Annotated in this window: 19 protein-coding genes; 12 read left to right on the top strand and 7 right to left on the bottom strand. The window is 63.5% G+C overall.

Going from position 1 to position 18,147, the window contains the following annotated elements; all coding sequences use genetic code 11:
- Nucleotides 1-215 precede the first annotated feature (215 nt).
- From HV675_RS18215 to HV675_RS18200, 4 genes are all read right to left on the bottom strand, one after another.
- On the bottom strand, nt 216-3,554 hold the full coding sequence (locus HV675_RS18215) for an autotransporter outer membrane beta-barrel domain-containing protein (RefSeq protein ID WP_246270371.1): 3,339 nt from the start codon (nt 3,552-3,554) through the stop codon (nt 216-218).
- Nucleotides 3,555-3,779: 225 nt separating this feature from the next.
- A complete protein-coding gene (locus tag HV675_RS18210; RefSeq protein WP_175112326.1) occupies nt 3,780-4,190 on the bottom strand; it encodes a DUF3175 domain-containing protein in 411 nt (136 codons plus the stop codon).
- Between the two features lie 72 nt (nt 4,191-4,262).
- A complete protein-coding gene (locus HV675_RS18205) occupies nt 4,263-4,760 on the bottom strand; it encodes a PRC-barrel domain-containing protein (protein ID WP_246270369.1) in 498 nt (165 codons plus the stop codon).
- Between the two features lie 110 nt (nt 4,761-4,870).
- A complete protein-coding gene (locus HV675_RS18200; protein ID WP_175112325.1) occupies nt 4,871-5,545 on the bottom strand; it encodes an HAD family hydrolase in 675 nt (224 codons plus the stop codon).
- Nucleotides 5,546-5,932: 387 nt separating this feature from the next.
- On the opposite strand from HV675_RS18200, the gene HV675_RS18195 reads away from it, so the two are divergent.
- The 5 genes from HV675_RS18195 to HV675_RS18175 all read left to right on the top strand — a co-directional run bounded on the left by HV675_RS18195 (nt 5,933) and on the right by HV675_RS18175 (nt 8,417).
- Complete coding sequence (locus HV675_RS18195) at nt 5,933-6,223, top strand: hypothetical protein (protein WP_175112324.1); 291 nt, start codon at nt 5,933-5,935, stop codon at nt 6,221-6,223.
- A 79-nt stretch (nt 6,224-6,302) separates the two neighbouring features.
- Nucleotides 6,303-6,515: a hypothetical protein gene (locus tag HV675_RS18190; protein WP_246270367.1), complete on the top strand. Its 213-nt coding sequence runs from the start codon at nt 6,303-6,305 to the stop codon at nt 6,513-6,515.
- 206 nt (nt 6,516-6,721) lie between these two features.
- On the top strand, nt 6,722-7,015 hold the full coding sequence (locus tag HV675_RS18185) for a hypothetical protein (protein WP_175112323.1): 294 nt from the start codon (nt 6,722-6,724) through the stop codon (nt 7,013-7,015).
- 331 nt (nt 7,016-7,346) lie between these two features.
- Entirely contained in the window at nt 7,347-7,895 is a 549-nt protein-coding gene (locus tag HV675_RS18180; protein ID WP_175112322.1) for a type 1 glutamine amidotransferase domain-containing protein, read from the top strand.
- A 177-nt stretch (nt 7,896-8,072) separates the two neighbouring features.
- On the top strand, nt 8,073-8,417 hold the full coding sequence (locus HV675_RS18175) for a DUF1488 family protein (RefSeq protein ID WP_175112345.1): 345 nt from the start codon (nt 8,073-8,075) through the stop codon (nt 8,415-8,417).
- A gap of 153 nt (nt 8,418-8,570) precedes the next feature.
- Here the strand turns inward: HV675_RS18175 and HV675_RS18170 are convergent, their stop codons facing one another.
- Nucleotides 8,571-8,855, bottom strand: coding sequence for a hypothetical protein (locus HV675_RS18170; RefSeq protein WP_175112321.1), 285 nt, complete (start codon nt 8,853-8,855; stop codon nt 8,571-8,573).
- Between the two features lie 258 nt (nt 8,856-9,113).
- Here HV675_RS18170 and HV675_RS18165 point away from each other — a divergent pair, with 258 nt between their 5' ends.
- Nucleotides 9,114-9,566 (top strand): PA2169 family four-helix-bundle protein, encoded by a 453-nt coding sequence (locus tag HV675_RS18165; protein ID WP_175112320.1) that lies wholly within the window; start codon nt 9,114-9,116, stop codon nt 9,564-9,566.
- A gap of 176 nt (nt 9,567-9,742) precedes the next feature.
- Here HV675_RS18165 and HV675_RS18160 read toward each other — a convergent pair whose 3' ends face one another.
- Nucleotides 9,743-10,081 carry a BON domain-containing protein gene (locus tag HV675_RS18160; protein ID WP_175112319.1) on the bottom strand — a complete coding sequence of 113 codons (339 nt, stop codon included), beginning with the start codon at nt 10,079-10,081 and terminating at the stop codon, nt 9,743-9,745.
- A 375-nt stretch (nt 10,082-10,456) separates the two neighbouring features.
- Here HV675_RS18160 and HV675_RS18155 point away from each other — a divergent pair, with 375 nt between their 5' ends.
- The 6 genes from HV675_RS18155 to HV675_RS18130 all read left to right on the top strand — a co-directional run bounded on the left by HV675_RS18155 (nt 10,457) and on the right by HV675_RS18130 (nt 16,925).
- The gene (locus HV675_RS18155) at nt 10,457-11,950 is read left to right on the top strand and encodes an RNA polymerase factor sigma-54 (RefSeq protein WP_175112318.1); all 1,494 of its coding nucleotides are present in this window, start codon (nt 10,457-10,459) and stop codon (nt 11,948-11,950) included.
- A gap of 573 nt (nt 11,951-12,523) precedes the next feature.
- Nucleotides 12,524-12,967 carry a universal stress protein gene (locus HV675_RS18150; RefSeq protein ID WP_175112317.1) on the top strand — a complete coding sequence of 148 codons (444 nt, stop codon included), beginning with the start codon at nt 12,524-12,526 and terminating at the stop codon, nt 12,965-12,967.
- 307 nt (nt 12,968-13,274) lie between these two features.
- Nucleotides 13,275-13,757 (top strand): cupin domain-containing protein, encoded by a 483-nt coding sequence (locus HV675_RS18145; RefSeq protein WP_175112316.1) that lies wholly within the window; start codon nt 13,275-13,277, stop codon nt 13,755-13,757.
- A 131-nt stretch (nt 13,758-13,888) separates the two neighbouring features.
- Nucleotides 13,889-14,587: a response regulator transcription factor gene (locus tag HV675_RS18140; protein WP_175112315.1), complete on the top strand. Its 699-nt coding sequence runs from the start codon at nt 13,889-13,891 to the stop codon at nt 14,585-14,587.
- An 821-nt stretch (nt 14,588-15,408) separates the two neighbouring features.
- Nucleotides 15,409-15,942: an RNA polymerase sigma factor gene (locus HV675_RS18135; RefSeq protein WP_075160886.1), complete on the top strand. Its 534-nt coding sequence runs from the start codon at nt 15,409-15,411 to the stop codon at nt 15,940-15,942.
- Nucleotides 15,943-15,953: 11 nt separating this feature from the next.
- Entirely contained in the window at nt 15,954-16,925 is a 972-nt protein-coding gene (locus HV675_RS18130) for an anti-sigma factor family protein (RefSeq protein WP_175112314.1), read from the top strand.
- Nucleotides 16,926-17,222: 297 nt separating this feature from the next.
- Here the strand turns inward: HV675_RS18130 and HV675_RS18125 are convergent, their stop codons facing one another.
- Complete coding sequence (locus tag HV675_RS18125) at nt 17,223-17,792, bottom strand: VOC family protein (protein ID WP_175112313.1); 570 nt, start codon at nt 17,790-17,792, stop codon at nt 17,223-17,225.
- Between the last annotated feature and the right edge of the window lie 355 nt (nt 17,793-18,147).

Below are 18,147 nucleotides of genomic sequence, written 5' to 3'. Positions count from 1 at the left end.
GCCATCCGCGACGGTGGGGGTCCGATCGCATGCGCGGGGCGGCGACGATCGGCGCGATGCCGCGCGCGGCGGATGCTTGCGTGGCCTCAACCGTAGCCAGACATGAGCGCTAGCCTCTGCCGCAGCAAAAGCGGCACGGCGGCGACAGCGTCGCCAGCACAACCTCGCCCGTGCATGTCGAATGATTGCCGCCGCGTGCGCGCGGCAGCGCGCACTCACCAGTTCCAGCGCACGCCTGCATTGCCGCCGATCGTACGTTGATGCGCGCCGCCAAGATTCGTGAGCCATGCGACGGTCGCATACAGGCTTGCCGATTTGCCGACTTGCGCGACGACGCCCGCGCCGATCTGTGCAGCGGTTTGCCCGACGACGGTGCCGATGCCGGTGGCGCCCGCGAATGTCACGCGGTCGTCGGTGCCGAACGTGCGCAACACGCTCAGCCGCAGATACGGCTCGATTTGCGCGGCGGCCGCATCGAACCTGCCCTGCAGCCGCACGCCGAGCCGGCCGGTGAACGTATTGCCGTTATTGAACGAGACGCTCGATATGCCGTCGTTCAGATCGTCCAGCGACAGATGCTGCCAGATCAGTTGCGCCTGCGGTTCCAGCGTCAACGCGCTGCCGCCCGCACCTGCTAGCGAAATTGGCAACGGCACCGGCAGGCCGCCTTCGATCGACACGGCGGTTGCGTGACCATGTGTGGTCGTATCGACGCCGTCGCGTGACTGGGGTTCGACGGTGAGCGAATTGCCCATCACGACCGCATCCGTGTACCAGCCGCTTGCGCCGACATGCGTCCAGTAGCCGCCGACGCTATATGCATCGATCGCCACGTGTCCGACGTCGAGATTCGGCGTACCGAGCGCAAAGCCACTGATGTTGCCGCTTGCGCGCGCAAAGCCGATGAAAAGACCGTAGTGGTCGCGCGCGCCGCTTGCGTGGGTGTCCGCGTACAGGTCATGCCCCGCCTGCACACCGAAGCTCGAACCGTCGAACGTGGGGCTCGCCGCGCCGTCTTCCGCGAGTACGCTATGGCTGCCCCAACTGCGCGCCCAGGCGGCGGTCAGCGTGCCGTGTCCGGTCAGCAAGGTCTGATCGCCCTGGCGATCGTGGAAGTGATCGATTTGCTGGACACCCAGTTGCCGCGCAACGCCGGGAAGCGCCGCATAGATCGGCACCTCGGGGCGGTACAGCGGAATCGGCGCGGAGCCGGGCGGCGGCGCGGCGGGCAGCGGCGGGGTGCCGGCGGCGGCGACGGGAGTCGACTGCTGTGCCGCGGCAGGCAGCGCCGAGGACCCGGCCGGCTGCACCGGCAGCGCTGCAACCGTGTTGCGCAGGAACCAGTCGTTCGTCATGCCAGGCGTTACGCCGCCTTTTGCCAGGTAGTAGGTATACGCGCCGGCTTTTACCGGTGCGCCGAGTCGAAACGCGGACAGATCGGCCGTGGCGCCGTTCGCGGCTTCGATCACGCGGACGCCGTTCAGCGTCGTTTGCGCGCCCATGCCGCCGATATTCGTGACTTGCAGCGTGGTCGAACCGCTTGCGCGGCCGCCGTCGACGATCAGGCGGTCCGACGGCGCATCGTCCGCGCCGAGCACCGTATTCAACGCGAGCGTGCCGCCTTGACCGGCATAGACGCCCACGATATGCAGCAGATTGCCCGGCGTCGCACCGGTTGAGCTGCCGAGTCGCACGAGCGCGTTATTGGTCAGCGTACCGTTCACCGTGAAGCTGCCGGCTGGCGCCGCGCTGAATGCCGGCAATGCGTTGGCCACTGCGAGCGTGCCGTTATTGACTACGGCGCCGCTTACCGAGCCATATCCGCCAAGCGTCGCACCCGCGGCTACGGTGACGCCGCCACCGCCCGCGAGCGCCGCATCGGCATGGGCGGAGTCGCCGACCGCGAGCGTGCCGGCGGCCAGATTCGTGATGCCGCTATACGTGCTGACGCCGTTCATCACCAGACTGCCGGTGCCGGTTTTCGTGAGCGAGCCGCTACCGGTGACGGGCTGCGCGAGTGTCGAGTCGAACGCCTGTGTGTCGAGCGTACCGCCCGCGGGGTTCAACGTGATCGCGCGCGTTGCGGCGAGATCGACGTCTTGCGTGATCTGCAATGTGCCGCCGTCGAACGTGACACCGCCTGTCGATGCGCCGAGCGCGCGGTCCGCGCCGATTGCAACGGCGCCTTGCGTGAGCAGGGTGCCGCCCGTATAGGTATTGCCGCTCACCGCCGCGGGAGCGAGTGTCAGCGTGCCCGCGCCGGTCTTTTGCACGGCGCCGCCGCCCGCAAGCGTTCCGCTGTACACGCCGTCCGCGTCTTGCGCAAAACGCACGAGGCCATTGTCGATTACGTTGAGCGGCAGGTTCTGCGCATTAGCCTGCAGGGTCGCGTCAGCGTCGACCGACGCCGCGACCGATGCCGGCGCGCCGGGCGTGCCTGTCAATGCGAGCGTGCCGCTTTGCACGCGCACGGCCGTGAACGTGCCGCTGCCGGTCCAGTTCCACAGCGCGCCTTGCATCAACAGTGTCTGGAAGTTCACGAACGCGTTTGCCGCCGTGCCGCTGCCTTGCAGCGTCACGGTATTCGTGCCGCCGCCGCCGTCCGCGCCGCCGATGATCGTCGAACCGCTTTGCAGAACGAGTGCATCGTTGCCGTTGCCCATCGCGATCGCGGTGCCGGCGCCGCTTTGCACGAGCCCCGCGTTGACCACGGTCGAATTGCCATTGAGCGTGCGAATGGCCGCCGCGTTTTGCGACACGATCTGGCCGCCCGCGCGGTTCTCGATCAGCGTGCTGAACGTGCTGCTCACCGTGTTCGAGAACACCGCATCGGCCCCCTGGCCGCTCGCGCGAATCGTTCCGGTGTTGATCAGATGGTCGTTGTTGCCTTGCATATACGTGGTCACGCTCATCGCGCCGCTCGTCGACAGCGCCCCGCTGTTGTCGAGCGTGCCGCCGCCGCCGAGAATGGATGCGGCGCGCGCGTTGCTGCCCGACGTGCTGATCGAGCCCGCGTTGATGATCCGATTGTTCTGCTGGCCGAGATTGGTTTGTCCCCACGCGGCCGTCAATCCGTATGCGTTGGGGCCAGCGGTGGTGATCGTGCCGAGGTTGATCAACGTATTGCCGCTGCCGTTCGCGGCCATCGCGTCGTTGAATGCGCCGCTCGTGCCGATCGTGGCGTTGGCGGTGTTGGTCAACGTATTGCCGTTGCCCGTGCCGAGCATCGCCGCGCCGCGTTGCGTGCCGGTGCCGCCCGAACCCGTTAGCGACAATGTGCCGTCATTCGTGATCGCGCTGCTTTGCTCGACGCTCAGCGCAACCGGACTGCCCGGTCGCGCGAAGTTGCCGGATGCGCCGGCCGCCACATTGACAGCGATATTCGCGCTGCCCGCTTGCGCGATCACCGGAGCGAAGCCGTTGCCGGTACAGGTGACTGACGTTCCAGACGGTGGAGCGGCGCTGCTGCACGCGGCGACGGCATCGATCGTGATCGTCTTCGACAGCAGCAGCATGCAGCCGACCCGCATGCCGCGCCTGCGTATTCGCTTCATGACGGTCGCCCCTTGCGGGAGACGTCCGTGAAAGGAAGGGCGCGGCCTCAGGCCGTTCGTGAGGCATGCGTGCTGAAGCCGGGCCGGGCGGACGTCCGTGTGGCCTATCTGCGCTGAGATGCTTTCTAGTTATAGGTAGGCATCAAGCCGCAGGCAACGATAACGGACGTCGAACGGTATCGACAAGAATGGCGCAGGCGTCGACGTGTGCACGCGGCGCACGCGCTAGGGCGCGCGGCCAAATACCACGCGCAATTCGCGCTTCGCACGCTGCAGCGTATCGCGCCGCGCCTTCGGCAGGTTGCGTCCCGCGCGGTTGATGTAAAAGTTGAGCATCGACATCGCGGACTGGAACGGTGTGCCCTTGCGCCGCTTGCTGCGCGTCGACGAGCGCTTGAGCGATTCCGCTATGTCGTGCGCACTGCCCGACTTGAAGATGTCGGGCGCGAGGTCCATCGCATCGCTATGTTCCATGACCTCGTGCGACCAACGCCGCGGCTTGTTGCCGGCAGCCGCGCTGGCGCGCTGCGCAGCATGCGCGTGTCGCTGACGCGGCGGCCGGCCGCCCTTCGCGCGCGTCGACGGATGCGGCGCGCCGGCCTTTTTCGCCGATGAATGGGATCGTGTGGCAGCCATCATCGCCTCATATCGTGTCGCGCCGGTCGACGCGAGCCGGTTGGCTCAGAGCGGGGGTTCAGAGCCGGGGGTTCAGAGCTTGACCCCGCCTGCTTCGGGCGCATCCGACGGCTCAGGGGGAATATCGCTGACGCCATACCGGGGTATAGGGCGGCCGTTTGCCGCGCCATTCCCCCAATACGGTTCGCGTCCGTAGTACTGGTGAATCGACGTCGCCCAGGTCACGTCCGCCATCGACGGCCAATGATTCTTGTCGAAGCCCGGCGCGTTCTTCACGCGTTCGGCGGTCAACGACAGCACGAAGCATTGGTTGGCTGCGTCAAGCGTGAGCGCGCTCCATGGAATCGCCAGAAGTTTGTCACCGATGCCAAGAAAGCCGCCGCTCGACAGCACGGCGTACGCGATACGGCCCGAGCGTACGTCGAGCATGATGTCCTTGAGCTTGCCGATGTCGTGGCCGTCCGAGCTCATCACCCGGTCGCCGTCCAGTGTCGATGCGGCCATCACTTCAGGGCCCGGGCCGCTCGTCGCATGACGTGCGCCGCCGACGATGTTTGCACCTGTGCTCATCGCGGTTCTCCGAAGGGTTCAGATAACAGCGGTCGAGCAACTGCCGTTCCTCGCCGGGAAACAGCGCACACAACCGCACGCGAGGCACGTTTTGCGGCGCCGCCGCAGCGCTACGGCCGCGCGGCGATTTCGTCGAGATGCAGCAGCAGATCGGCGGGATCTTCATAGACGCGCAATGCGCCCGCGCGCTCGAGTTCCTCCTGGCCATAGCCGCCGGACAGCAGACCGACGCCCAGTGCGCGGCAGCGGCGCGCGGCGAGCATATCCCAGATGCTGTCGCCGACTACCACCGTCTGTTCGATCGGCACGCCGAGCCGATGCGCGGCGGCGACGAACAGATCGGGATCGGGCTTCGCATATTTGACATCGTCGCGTGTCACGACCACGGATTTCGCCGCATCCACGCCGAGCGCCTGCAGATTGACCGCGGCGGTTTCCATGCGTCCGCTCGTCGCAATGGCCCATTGCGTGCCGCTCGCGTCGAGCGCTTCGAGCAGCGCGCGCGCGCCGGGTAGCGGGCAGACCTGAGCGTGCAGCTGACGGTATGCATCGGCATGCTTGCGGCGTAGACGCTCGACGCGCTCGCCGCTGATATCGCCGCCGGTTTCGCGCAACAGCTGATGGGTGAAGAGGCCGCCGCTCATACCAATCTTGCGATGGATGCGCCACACCGACAGCTCGATGCCTTCGCTATCGAGCGCTTCCTTCCACGCGAGCACGTGTTGATAGACGCTGTCGACCAGCGTGCCGTCGAGATCGAATAGAAACGACGTGGGGATACGCATGGCTTGATTCCTTGAAATGAGTCGCGGGGGTGAGGCGCGGCGCGAGGTTGCGTCGATCAATTGCGTTGAACGGTTGCGTCGGCTGAGCGCGAGGCCGCGCCGTGTTTGCTGCTATGCGAAAGACTTACGTTGCGCTTGTAAATTGCAGCCATCGTTCGAATGCCGCCACGCTGGGCGACGCGTCGATGGCACATTTTCGCGCCTCGTTCGTTCGCGCGCGCATGCGGCGCAACCATAGTCTACCGTTGCGCACGGCGAATGCGTAGCCGGCTGTCCGGTGCGCGGGCAGGCCGCTGCCGCATCGGCACAGGGTTTGCTGAAGTGCAGAGGCAGGTGACGCACGATTTTGCGGCCGCAAGCGGCCCATTACATCAAGGGAGAGATCAAATGAGACTCGCACAAGCATGTGTGGTATCGGCACTTCTCGCGCTGTCCGGCGCTGCATTTGCACAGGGCGCGGGCGGCTCGTCGGGCGGTGGGTCGACGGGCGGCGGCGGAGCCGGCATGTCCACCGGCAACGACACGGGCGCCACGAAGGCCGGTCAGAACGCGAACGGCTCGGGCAATATGAGTTCGTCGCAGATGAAACATCATTCGACGAAGGGCACAAAAAAGCAGATGAACGACTCGACCAATATGCCCGGCGCGAATGCGAGCAGCGATACGAAGGGGCAATAGACGGCCGGCGGTGTTGCGCGTGACCTGACATAGCCCAAGGCCGGCGTCGATGCCGGCCATCACGACCGGAGGCGAATCGATGAATAGCATGGTACGCAGGGTGGGAATTGCAGCATCCGTGGTAGTGCTCGCGCTCGGCGCGGCGGCATGCAACAAGGCGGGCACCGGCAGTTCGGACACCGGCGCCGCGGCGGGCGGCAGCGGCGCGATGGCCGGCCCGGCTGCGGCCAGCGGACCGCTGGGCGCAAGCGGAGCGGCTTCGACGGATGCGGCTTCAGGGGCCAGCCAGTAGCGCGATGACGCAATATCCGGATCGCGCAACCGGTCCGGGAACTGGATGGCAGCAGGTGCATCACAACTGCGAATGCGTGACGATCCGCGGCGACGCCGGGTACGCAAACCGATGCGCACCCGGCCGCGCGGCGATCCACCGGCGCCGGCAGCCCCGATGAGGCGGCACAGGCGGGCGCGGCACGCATGGCATTGTGGAGAGAAATCATGCAGTCAACGGCTCATTTTCAGGCGAATGTCTGCGGTGGCGATTTTCAGCACGTCAAGGAGTGTTTCGAGACGTGGAAAACGCAGCCGCTCGTTTATCGGCGCAGTCAGTTCATGTTCGAAGGCAAGCGCGAGGTGCGCCGTCTGGCCGGCGGCCGCGTCTTCGACAACGGCGAGGTCGCGCACAACGTGCTTGTGCAGACGTGTCAGCCGCGCGATCCGTACGCGCTCGCAGCGGAGATTCACGACGGCGAGCGCGACCTGTGGCTCGTGATGGCCGCCTACGACGAGTGACGCCCCTAACGCGCGAGGCAAGCTGGCGTCTTGCCCCACTGCGCGCTGTTCCTGCGCTGCCGGCTCAGCGGTGCACGCGCAAAGCGGGCGCGTGCACATGTGACCGAATGACTTGCCGGTTTCACGTTGCAGCCGCACGTTTCTTCCGGAGTACATGCTATTTCCGGAGTCAGTTCGAACACTCGAATTATGTGTCGCGTTTGTGTCACGTTCAGCGTCACGCTCCCGTTGGCACCGGTTTTGCTCATTCGATGGGAACGCTGATGCTGGCGGCGCGGCCGCGAGCGATCAGCTGCGGATTTTTGCATTCAAGTCTCAAGGAGATGAATTCATGCCCAACACACTCAAAGGCCTCAAAGTGGCGGTGCTGGCCGTCGACGGATTCGAGCAGGCAGAACTCGTCGAACCGCGGCGCGCACTCGCCGAAGCGGGTGCAACGGTTCACGTAATTTCTGCCAAGGCGGGAAAAATTCAGGGATTCAAGCACGTCGATAAAGGCGACGCGGTCGACGTCGATATGACGTTCGACAAGGCCGTGCCTGGCGATTACGACGCAGTGGTGCTGCCGGGCGGCGTCGTCAACGGCGACGCGATCCGGCTGTTGCCGCAGGCGCAGGCGTTCGTGAAGGCCGCGGACAAGGCGCACAAGCCGATTGCGGTGATTTGCCATGGCACATGGCTGCCGGTATCCGCGGGGCTTATCAAAGGGCGCACAGTGACTAGCTGGCCGAGCTTGCAGGACGACATCCGCAATGCGGGCGGCACATGGGTGGACAAGGAAGTCGTCGAAGACGGCAATTTCATCACGAGCCGCAAACCCGACGATCTGCCCGCGTTCAACAAAACGTTGATCGCGCAACTGTCGAGGGCGGCGGCGTGAGCGCGGATGCGGTTCATGTCGTCGGCATCACAGGCGCGGCCGGTTGCGTGTTGCGACGCGTGCCCGGCTGTGCAGCGGGCTGCTCAACCGGCTATGAAGCGGTCTATGAAGCGGGCCGCGTAGCGGACAGAGATTGATTGCGAAGTTGACTAAAAAGGCGGCTTCATGAACGCGATCCTGAACGCGGTACTGCCACGCGCAGCATATGAGGGCTCTGCGATGAACATCACGTTTTCCGATGACGAGCCGGACTTCGATGGCTCGAACCTGATGTTGCGATTTGACGCCTATGTGGACGGCGAGGCCGTCGAATGCGCGATCACCGCCGAAGCCCTTGAAGACCACTTCGGCGCACACTCGCCGCAGGAGGACGAACTGCTGCGCGCATTCGAACGCGGGCGCGCGAGAATCCGGTCGGTGTGCGCGGAGATGCTGGGTCAGAACGATGGCGCGAGCGTCGAGCTGCACAGCGGACTCTTTCGCGTCGAAGGGATGGAGCCGGATCGCGGCATGAAGACGTAATCGGAAAAGCGCGGCAAAAAAGCGACGCAAAGGAAACGACGCAAGAAAGCGACGCAAGCAAAGCGACGCGAAAAGACGGCGCGAAAAATCGACACAAAAAAGACGGCGGCCCGATACAGCGGCCGCCGCGCGCTTAAACCCTGACGCCTCGATTCAAACCCAAAGACTGCGCGGCCGCGCAGGACGGCCGCCGTGATTGCCTGACGGTCCGCGCGGAGCGTCGATGCCCTGTTCGCCGTGTGTGCCGCGAGCATCGTGTGCGGTTGCGCATCGCGCGAGCAATACGCCGCCGTGCCCGGCGTCGCAGCGCACCGATGGCATCGCGTCGATCACGAGGCTTTCCGGGGTCGCGGGCTTGACACGATCGCGCAGCTGCACCGCCGCCGCCGATGCGACGATGGCCACGAACACCAGACTTTGCGCGCTTCCAATCTTCACAATCGATTCTCCTTGCCGATGTTGCCGGTTCTTTTGGCGTTGGCCAGCGACACGACTGCGCGTGCTGATGAAACTGGCCGGAACGTGTCAGCAATCGTCGTGCCGCAAAAGAGCCGCACAGATGGAAAAAAAGCGGCCGGCAGCCACCTCGAACCGCCGCCCGGGCACGTCGACTGCGGGCTTTCGAATGCGCAGACCGTCGCGTCGCGGCCGGTCCCGATCGCGGGTGCGCACCCAACCAGAACCCGGAGGTATCGAATGTCCACCAACGTAATTGCGGTGCTCAACCAGTTGGTTGAGACGTCGAAAGATGGCGAGCAGGGATTTCTCAAAGCCGCCGAAGACGCGCACGATACGAAGCTCAAGGAACTGCTTCGTGCGCGCGCCGATACCTGCACGCGTGCGGCGCGCGAACTGCAGGACCTCGTGATGCAACTGGGCGGCAAACCGGAGAGCGGTGGCTCGGTCTCGGGCGCATTGCATCGCGGCTGGGTCGATTTGAAATCGGCGGTCGGCAGCCGCACCGATCATGCGATTCTGGCCGACTGCGAAAAGGGCGAGGACGTCGCGAAGAAGCGCTATGGAGAAGCGCTCGAGAAGGAATTGCCAGCCGACGTGCGTGCGGTGGTCGAACAGCAGTATCAGGGCGTATTGAAGAACCATGACCGCATCCGCGATTTGCGCGACCAGTATGCGGCAATGAAGTCCTGACGCCGAGCGCCGCTTCAGCGCAAAGTGCAAGAAGCGCCGGCGCGTTCACCGCGCCGGCGCTTTTCGCTTATGGCCATCACAACAACCGACGTCGTCACGCGAACCCGTTACCTGCGACGGGACATCGTCCCACCCGCGTGAACCGGGCAATGCGGCCCGCATGCGCGGGCCTCACGTTACTCCGTGGTGACCTTCAAGTGGTTGCGCACACCCTTCACGCCGTCGACATTCTGTGCGACGTCCTGCGCGGCGACCTTATCGTCGGCCGTCGGCACCGAGCCGCTCAACCAGACGATCCCCTTGCGGGTCTTCACGTGAATATGCGTCGACTTGACGTTCTTCGCGCTGAGCAATTCGGCCTTCACCTTGGTCGTGACGGCGCCGTCGTCGACATGCTGTCCCACGGTCTCGGAAGACGCGGGCGGCGCCGATGCGCTGGTTTGCGCGGTTGCGTTCAGCGCGAACGCGACACATGCGATGCTGCCTGCGGTCTTGATGAGCTGGAAGGTTTTCATGAATTCTCCTTTTGCTTGAGTCATTGGAAAGCGGTCGTGTTGCATAAAGCGTCAATACCCGCATCCGATGGAGCGCAAGCGGCGTGCCCGAGCGTGCGTTATTTCCGCATCGGCGCGCAGGCGCCGTCTCATACTGAGGTCGCGCCTGTCGTTGCCAAACCGCCCGCGCGCCGTGTGGACGCGGCCGGGCGGCGCCGGGTAATGGCATCCGAATTTCCCTGAGGGTTGTAAAAAGCGCGCGGCATCGCCCGTGAGCAAGCGTCGTGCAAAGACGCAAAGCCGATTAAAAACAGGTAATTGGAAAAGCTGGTACGACAGTTGCTCTGGTCGTATCGCAAGCAGTTGTCTTTCGATGACCAACAGGACCAGCCTACGATGCCGCCTTCAATTGAACTACGAGCGAGGCAGTCATTCGCACTCACGCCGCGCCTGCAGCAGTCCGTGCGGCTACTGCAGTTGTCGTCGCTGGAGTTTCAGCAGGAACTGCGCACCGCGCTCGATACGAATCCGTTTCTCGAATACGATCCGTCCGCTCCCGATGAGAACGGCATGCCAGGTACGCCCGAGACGGACACGCCGGCTGCGGCCGACACGCTGCCGGCCGCCGAGCGCGATCCGGCGCTCGAAAGCCCGGCTGCGGACGCGCAAGGCGAGAGCAGCAGCGCCGCGGAAGACATCGGCGGCGACTATGGCGCGGGCGACTACACCAGCGACTCGTTCGGCCGCGGTTCGTCGCGCTATAACGGCGATGGCGAGGGCAGCGACCCCGCCGAATGGGCGCGCATGCAACCGACGCTGCATGAACAGTTGCACGATGCGCTGCGCCTCTATCGTCTCGACGAACGCGACCGTGAAGCGGCGCGCGTCGTGATCGAGGCGCTCGACGACGACGGTTACCTGCGTCAGGATCTCGCGGATCTGACCGATGTCGTCGAATTCGATCCGCCGCTGACCGAGGACGAGCTGACCGTCGCCCTGCGTCTCGTGCAGACGCTTGACCGCCCGGGCCTCGCGGCGCGGTCGCTCTCGGAATGTCTGGCGCTGCAGATCGATGCGCTGCCAGCCGATACGCCGGGACGCGACGCTGCACGCAAGATCGTCGAGCAGCATCTCGACCGCCTCGCGCGACGCGAGCATGCGGAGTTGCAAAAGCAGGTCGGCTGCGATGCCGAGATGCTGCGCATCGCATGCGCGCTGGTGCGCAAGCTCGACCCGAAACCCGGCAACTCATACGGCCGCAGCGACGAGAACTACGTCGTGCCGGACGTGGTGGTGCGCCAGGTGCGCAACAAGTGGGTCGTGACGATCAATCCCGCGGTATTGCCGCGTGCGCGCATCCACAGAATGTACGCGGAACTGTTCGCGCAGTCGGCCGGCACGAGCCGCTCGCCGCTTGCGCAGCAGTTGCAGGAAGCGCGCTGGTTGATCCGCAACGCGCAGCAGCGCTTCGACACGATCCAGCGCGTCGCCGAGTGCATCGTCACGCATCAGAAGGCTTTCTTCCAGTACGGTGAAATCGCGCTGAAGCCGCTCGTGCTGCGCGACGTCGCCGATGAACTGGGGCTGCACGAATCGACGATCTCCCGCGCAACGGGCAACAAGTATATGGCTACGCCGCGCGGCATCTTCGAGTTCAAGCATTTCTTCCCGCGCGAGCTCGGCACCGAGAGCGGCGGCACCTGTTCGGCAGCGGCCGTGCGTGCGCTGCTCAAGGAAATGATCGCCGCGGAGAACGTGCGCGATCCGCTCTCCGACGTGTCGCTGGCGAAGATGCTGGCGGACCAGGGCGTGCTGGTCGCGCGGCGCACGGTCGCGAAGTACCGGCGGCTGATGAAAGTGCCGCCCGCGGAGATGCGCAGGCAGATCTGATTTCAGATATGAATTCGCGTCGCTGTCGGCGGCGCGATTCAAGCAGCGATATGTCGACAGGTATCGCATCGCACAGCGCCCACGGGCGCTGTGTTTTTTTTGTGCGTTCATCTTTGCGGTTGCGCGCCACGCCCGTGCCTTGCATACCGTTGCATGCGCAACGTCCGCGTTCTACCTGGCAGGATCGAAGGCAGGCCCCCGTAAGCGGCTTGTGTCTCACGTCGCAAGTCGGCGAAAGCGACATCACACGGCGTGCTCGCACGCAGCGTGTTTCCGAAGCGAACGAATTCTGTCCAGTAACCGTCAGCACAACGTAGCCCGACGCGGCCTCGCGATTCGCGAACGGCCGTTGCGCGTTGTCGAAGCGGGATTCGCGGCCGCGCGGTTTGAGCGGCACCCCTAAAAAATGCCCGGCCGCCCTTCAGATCGATTGCGCCGCACACGCAGGGCGCCGCCCGATCTGGCGCATGGAATACGCGAACCTGGCCAAGCGTTTTCGCAAGTGACCAAGGGACGAAAGGTCAGACACCGTTCGAAGCCTTACCGGCTCTCTAACCTTTTCAGCGAGTTTCCATGTCCAAACCTTCGAAGATCCTGCTCTACTACGACGGCACTCGCGAAGCGAAGACCGCGCTTCACCATGTGGCCGACCTTGCGCACGCGCTCGATGCACACACGGACGTGCTGGCGGTCGTCGATACGACATCGACGATCGCGGCGTCCGGCTGGTATCTGTCGGATCTCGCCTGCGCGTGTATCCAGGACGCCACAATGATTACGCTGCGTGAGGCGCTCGACCATATGGAGGGCAACGGCTTGCCCGCGCGCGGTCATATGGCGTGCGGCGACGTGGTCGATAGCATCTCCACGCATGCGGGACTGTTGAACTCGGACATTCTGGTGGTCGGGCACCGCCCGCGCAGCGGATTTGCGCGTTGGTGGAACCGAGGTCTGGCGCACGACGATCTGATGGCGCGTTGCAACGGCCGTCTGGTGGTGACGATTCCCTGCAACTGAAAGCGTGAGGATCGTATGCAATTGAAAGCTGGGTGGAGCCGGCGCGGATTGCAGCGGCCGGCTTCGCTCGCGCCACGATGAATGTCCGTCCGCCAAGGCCTGGCCGTCCCGCCGAACCCACCGGCAGGCTCCGCACGGCTGTCCTGCCGGTTTCGGGAATCTTCTTCCTGACAATGGAATAACGCGCGTGCGTCATGTGTTATGTCGGGAGCAGAGGGCGGATTCGACCTCGTTCCCGTGAACAGGCGCGGCCTGCTGCGCAGGGAGCGGGCACGGTCCGCGACAGGATGACCGCTGGAGAAACTCGATGGCTGATACACCGGTGACCGAAATGGCGCCGACCTGCCGCGTCGTGCGGCCCGGGCGGAGCTCAAATGCGAAGCAGCAGTTAGTGCATGCGGCGGGAATTTCGGCCGACAGCGTCGGCGCGCAGGGCATCCACATGCAGCTCGTGACCATTGCGCCGCTCGCGCGTGCGAAGGCGCACAAGCATGAAGGACACGAAACCGCGATCTACATGCTTGCCGGCAAGTGCGGCGTGTGGTTCGGCGAGGAACTGGAGCAGCACCTGTTCGTGAGCGCGGGCGAGTTTTTCTATATTCCGGCGAACATGCCACACGTGCCGTACAACCCGAGCGAATCCGACGTGTGCGTCGCGGTGGTTGCGCGCACCGACCCGCGTGACGAAGAAAGCGTGGTGCTGCTCGAAGACCTCGACCTGCTGTTTCCGGATCCGGTCGGTGCGTACAGGCTGCCGCGCGCGGGCCTCGAAGCATCCAGCGAGCGTTGATGACGGCGGATGGATGGGGCGCAGTCGAATGGCCGACGCGAGAAACGCGCAGAGGGATGCACGGCAACAGCGCCCCGAGGAGGTGACGGATGGCCGGTTCAATGGATAGGCAGATTCGGGATGGTAGAACGATGACGAGATCGCGAGTGCTGACGATCGATGACGACCCGAAGTCGGGCGTTGAAATCGTCGCGGAACTGAAAAATTACGGATTTTCCGTCGATTGGGTGGGTGACGGGCGCGAAGCGCTTGCACGCGCAATCGGCGGCGGCTATGACGCCATTACGCTCGAACGCATGTTGCCCGGTATCGACGGCATGAGCATTCTGGCCGCGATGCGCACCGTAGGGGTGCAAACGCCGGTTCTGATGCTGAACGTTCCGGATGATGTCGACGAACGGATTCGCAGCCTGCGCGCGCGTGGCGATGATTATCTGACGCGGCCGTACAACTCGGGCGAGTTGATGGCGCGTCTCGAGGGCCTGATTCGCCGCAGCCAGGAACCCGCGGTCAACACAGTGGCGCGCGCGGATTCTGTATTGCGGGTCGGTCCGCTCGAGCTCGATCTCGCGGCGCGCCGGGTGATGCGTGACGGCGTCGAAGTCGCGTTGCTGCCGACCGAATGCCGCGTGCTCGAGTTCATGATGCGTCGGGTCGGACAAACGGTGACGCGCATGATGTTGTTCGAAGCGGTCTGGAGCTATCACTTCGATCCGGGCACCAATCTGATCGAAGTGCATATGAGCAAGTTGCGCAAGAAGATCGACGTGGCCGGCAAGGAGTCGATCCTGAAGACCGTGCGTGGCGCGGGGTACGTGCTGGCCGTATAGCGATGCCCCGCAATGTCGTTGCAGGATGCAATGACAGCCGGCTCGAATCAGGAAGTAAGGTAATTCCAGTCTGGCATTTTTTTGGGAATTTGCGCTTAAAGGTCTCTGGTCGCTTCAAAAGAACCAACGCATTAATGGTTCACCGCCCACAGGGACTTTAAAGCACGAATTCCTTTCATGAACACGCTATATGTTGTGCTTTACGTAAATGGTTTGCCGGGCATTTCGTTAGGGGGCGAAGATGGTTCTCCTTAAACGAATGACGTTCAGTTGCCGTAACGGTGCGCTTTGGTTAAGGTCATACGTTAAAGCGGAGGTGCGCGTATTCGTGCGTGCCCCCGCCAGTGCGTCGACGCAAAGCGGTAGCTGGGCAGACTGCCTGCAGGCCCTGTGAAATGTGCAAAAAAATGCGTCGCAAGGATATCGAAATGATGTTCGGGTGGGTGCGTAAGTCTGGTCCTTCGACGGTTCAAATACGAATGACGTTAGGCAAACTGGACGACTTTCGCGGCACCCCGGCATCGCCGCTCGTGATGCTCCACTGTTATATACATGTGGCGCGATCGCGCAGGCGGCCTGTATTTCTTGCGTCCACCAGGGAATCAGCGCTTTCTGACATGCCGACCCGGCAATTGGCTTGCAATTCGATTGGTGATCAACAATGACTGCCTTCGTTTCTTTTTCTAATTGCGTTAGCCGGGGTGGGAAAGGATGCTCAAGCAAACGTTTGCGATCGACGCTAAACTTCGTCTGCCGCCGGTGTCTGCGAAGCTACGCAGAATCATCGACAGAACAGAAACGTCACGCGAGGAATTACGCCGATGAGCGTCGCAGATTTTCCCAGCATCCTTCCAGAATTGCTGCCGAGATTGTGGGCGTTCGCGCTGCGCATTTCTCGCGACCAGCACGATGCGGAAGATCTGGTGCAACGTGCGTGTTTGCGCGCTCTCGAGCGGGCACACCAGTTAAAACCGGATACCTCGCCGTTGAGCTGGATGTATTCTATCGTTCACACCACATGGATCAACGAGTTGCGCGCGCGCAGCGTGCGCAGTCGTACAAGCGCGGAGTGGGATGACAGCTACCTGGAGACAGTTGCCGATCCTTCCGCGCCCGATCCTGAGGCCGACGCACTCAACAGGCAGATCGTTCGAGCAGTTGAGCGATTGCCGGATGCACAACGCACCGTTATGCTGTTGGTAGTTGTCGAAGGGCTCAGTTATCAGGAGGCGGCCCAGGTTCTCGGAGTACCGGTAGGCACCATCATGAGCCGTCTGTCGCGCGCGCGGCAGGCCGTTGGGAGTCAGTTCGGCACGCGACAAGACCAAAAAGTGAAAGACAGCATCAAAGGGTAAGGAGACGGGGAATGAAGATTGACGACATCCTGTTGTTGTCGTACGTCGACGGCGTGCTGCCGGCCGACCAGAAACAACAGGTTGAAGAGGGGATCGGGTCGTCGGCTGAACTCGCGGAACGTGTCGCATTGCTTCGGGCGTCTCGGCTACCTTATCAACATGCATTCGCGCACCAGAAGTTGCCGGAGGTGCCCGAGCGCCTGGTGGAGCTCGTCAGCCGTATTGCGCGCGGCGAAGTGCACGCGTCCTATGACGACGAAGCTGCTGCGCGAGTCGACGAGATTCGCGTGAAGGCGAACCCCGCGGGGCCGCCACCAGTGGCCGCGGGTGTGCCGCCGGCCTATCAGTTGCCGCGCCGGTCGCCATTTCGAGTCGCGCCCGCGTGGCTCGCGGTCGCGTTCGTGGCCGGCGCGTTTTGCTGGGGCGCGGCCTTCAGGCTGAGCACCGATGCCCGCACCGGTTCGGGCATGTTCGACGGTACGCCGCTTGCATCGCTTGGCAGCGGCGCGTCGCCATGGGTGATCGCGGCTGCTGGATACCAGCAGCTCTACGCGCACGAAACGCTCGCGGAAGTGCAGCCCGATATGGTGCAATCCGCCCGGGTCGTCGACGAGATCCGGCATGAAGACGGGCTCGACGTGCATGTGCCGGACCTGAGCGCGTCAGGGCTTACATTCAAGCGCGTGCAGCGCTTGCGCTTTCATGGCAAGCCGCTCGTGCAGATCGTCTACCTGCCGGCCTCAGGGGCGCCCGTCGCGCTGTGCGTGACGAAAGAAGCGAAACCCGATCATCCGATCGCCGAGCAGAGCATCGACGATATGAGCGTGATTACGTGGAGACGGGGCGAACTCGGTTACGCGCTAATCGGCAAACGCGGTGGTATTGCGTTGCCCGACCTTGGAAAGATGCTGGCGGAAAATCGCGGCGCCGGCCAACTATTCGGCAAGGCCGCACTCGACTCGCTGCTTGCCAGCATGACCTGACTCGTACGCTGACAAATCGCGCGCGGCTGCTTCGAAGCAAGCGGCCGCGCCGCTCATCCGCGCTCATCCGTTGGTCCACTCCAGTTGAGCGTTCCGTTGCTCCGTTGATTACGTTGTGACTACAACTTCCTCACGAAACAGTGTAGCGGATCAGCGGTTCTGCAGATTCTCAATTTTTGTAGAGCATTTCGCGTGAGACGCACGGAGCGCGCTATGCAGCGGCCACGTGCGGCTGCATAGCGCGCTCACGCGCACGCGACGCCCGCAGAGCGGCGCGCGTATGCCGCCGCGCGGCGCTCACGCGAGATTGTTCGCGACGACATTGAGCTGCGGGCTGCGGCCTTGTTTGCGGCCGCCTTGCATCCATTCGCGCACTGACGTGGTCATCTCTTCGACCACGCCGAACGTATCTTCATGATCGACGCTGAACTCCAGCGTCAGGCCGTTCGGATCCTTGATATAGAGCGACGTGCAGAAGCCGTGCTGCAGCATCAGCGGCTCGAAGCCGGCCCTCGTCAGCCGCTGTTCGATTTCGTCCTGAGTCGCGGCTTCCACGAGCAGCGAAATGTGCACGAAGAGCGACTGCTCCTTTTCCTTCCACGCAGCCTGTTTCTCCGCGTCGTCGAACGTGAAGAACGCAAGCGTGCTGCCGTCGCCAAGCTCGTAGAAAGCGTAGCCGAGATCGACGCACTGCTCGCCGATCCGCTCGCGCTCGACCTCGTACGCGACGAGCGGCAAGCCGAGAACTTTTTCGTAGAAATGGCGCGTGCGCGGGTGATCGTCCGTCGTGAAGGCATGGTGATGCAGACGCATCGGGAGCTTCTTCAACGGCCGCGTGGCCTTGTCTTTCACCAACTGATTCATCATCGCTTCAACTCCTTTGCTGCTGGATGTAAACACGAGGTGGCGCCTGTTGCGCCTTGCAGCCGAGCCGGCACACAACTGGCCGAACCACCCGTGACGCTCCGATTCTGCTTGACGTCAAATGCACGCTGCTCAGTTAAAACAACTGGGGCAGACGATTATTCCTGGTCAATGATTGATCATGCTGCACAATTCGAGAATGACGGAAAGGTGTGTTCGACAGTCGCGCAAGCGTCGTATCCGTACGGGAAGATCGACTCGCTGCGTGGTGTTTCCGATACGCTATCGACGGCTTCTTCACACGCATGTCATCGAACCGGAATCGGCGCTGCCCGCGGATGACACGTGTATTACACCG

This window comes from Paraburkholderia solisilvae (assembly GCF_902859875.1).
GTDB classification, from domain to species: Bacteria; Pseudomonadota; Gammaproteobacteria; order Burkholderiales; family Burkholderiaceae; genus Paraburkholderia; species Paraburkholderia solisilvae.
This window is presented reverse-complemented; position numbering and strand designations above follow the sequence as displayed.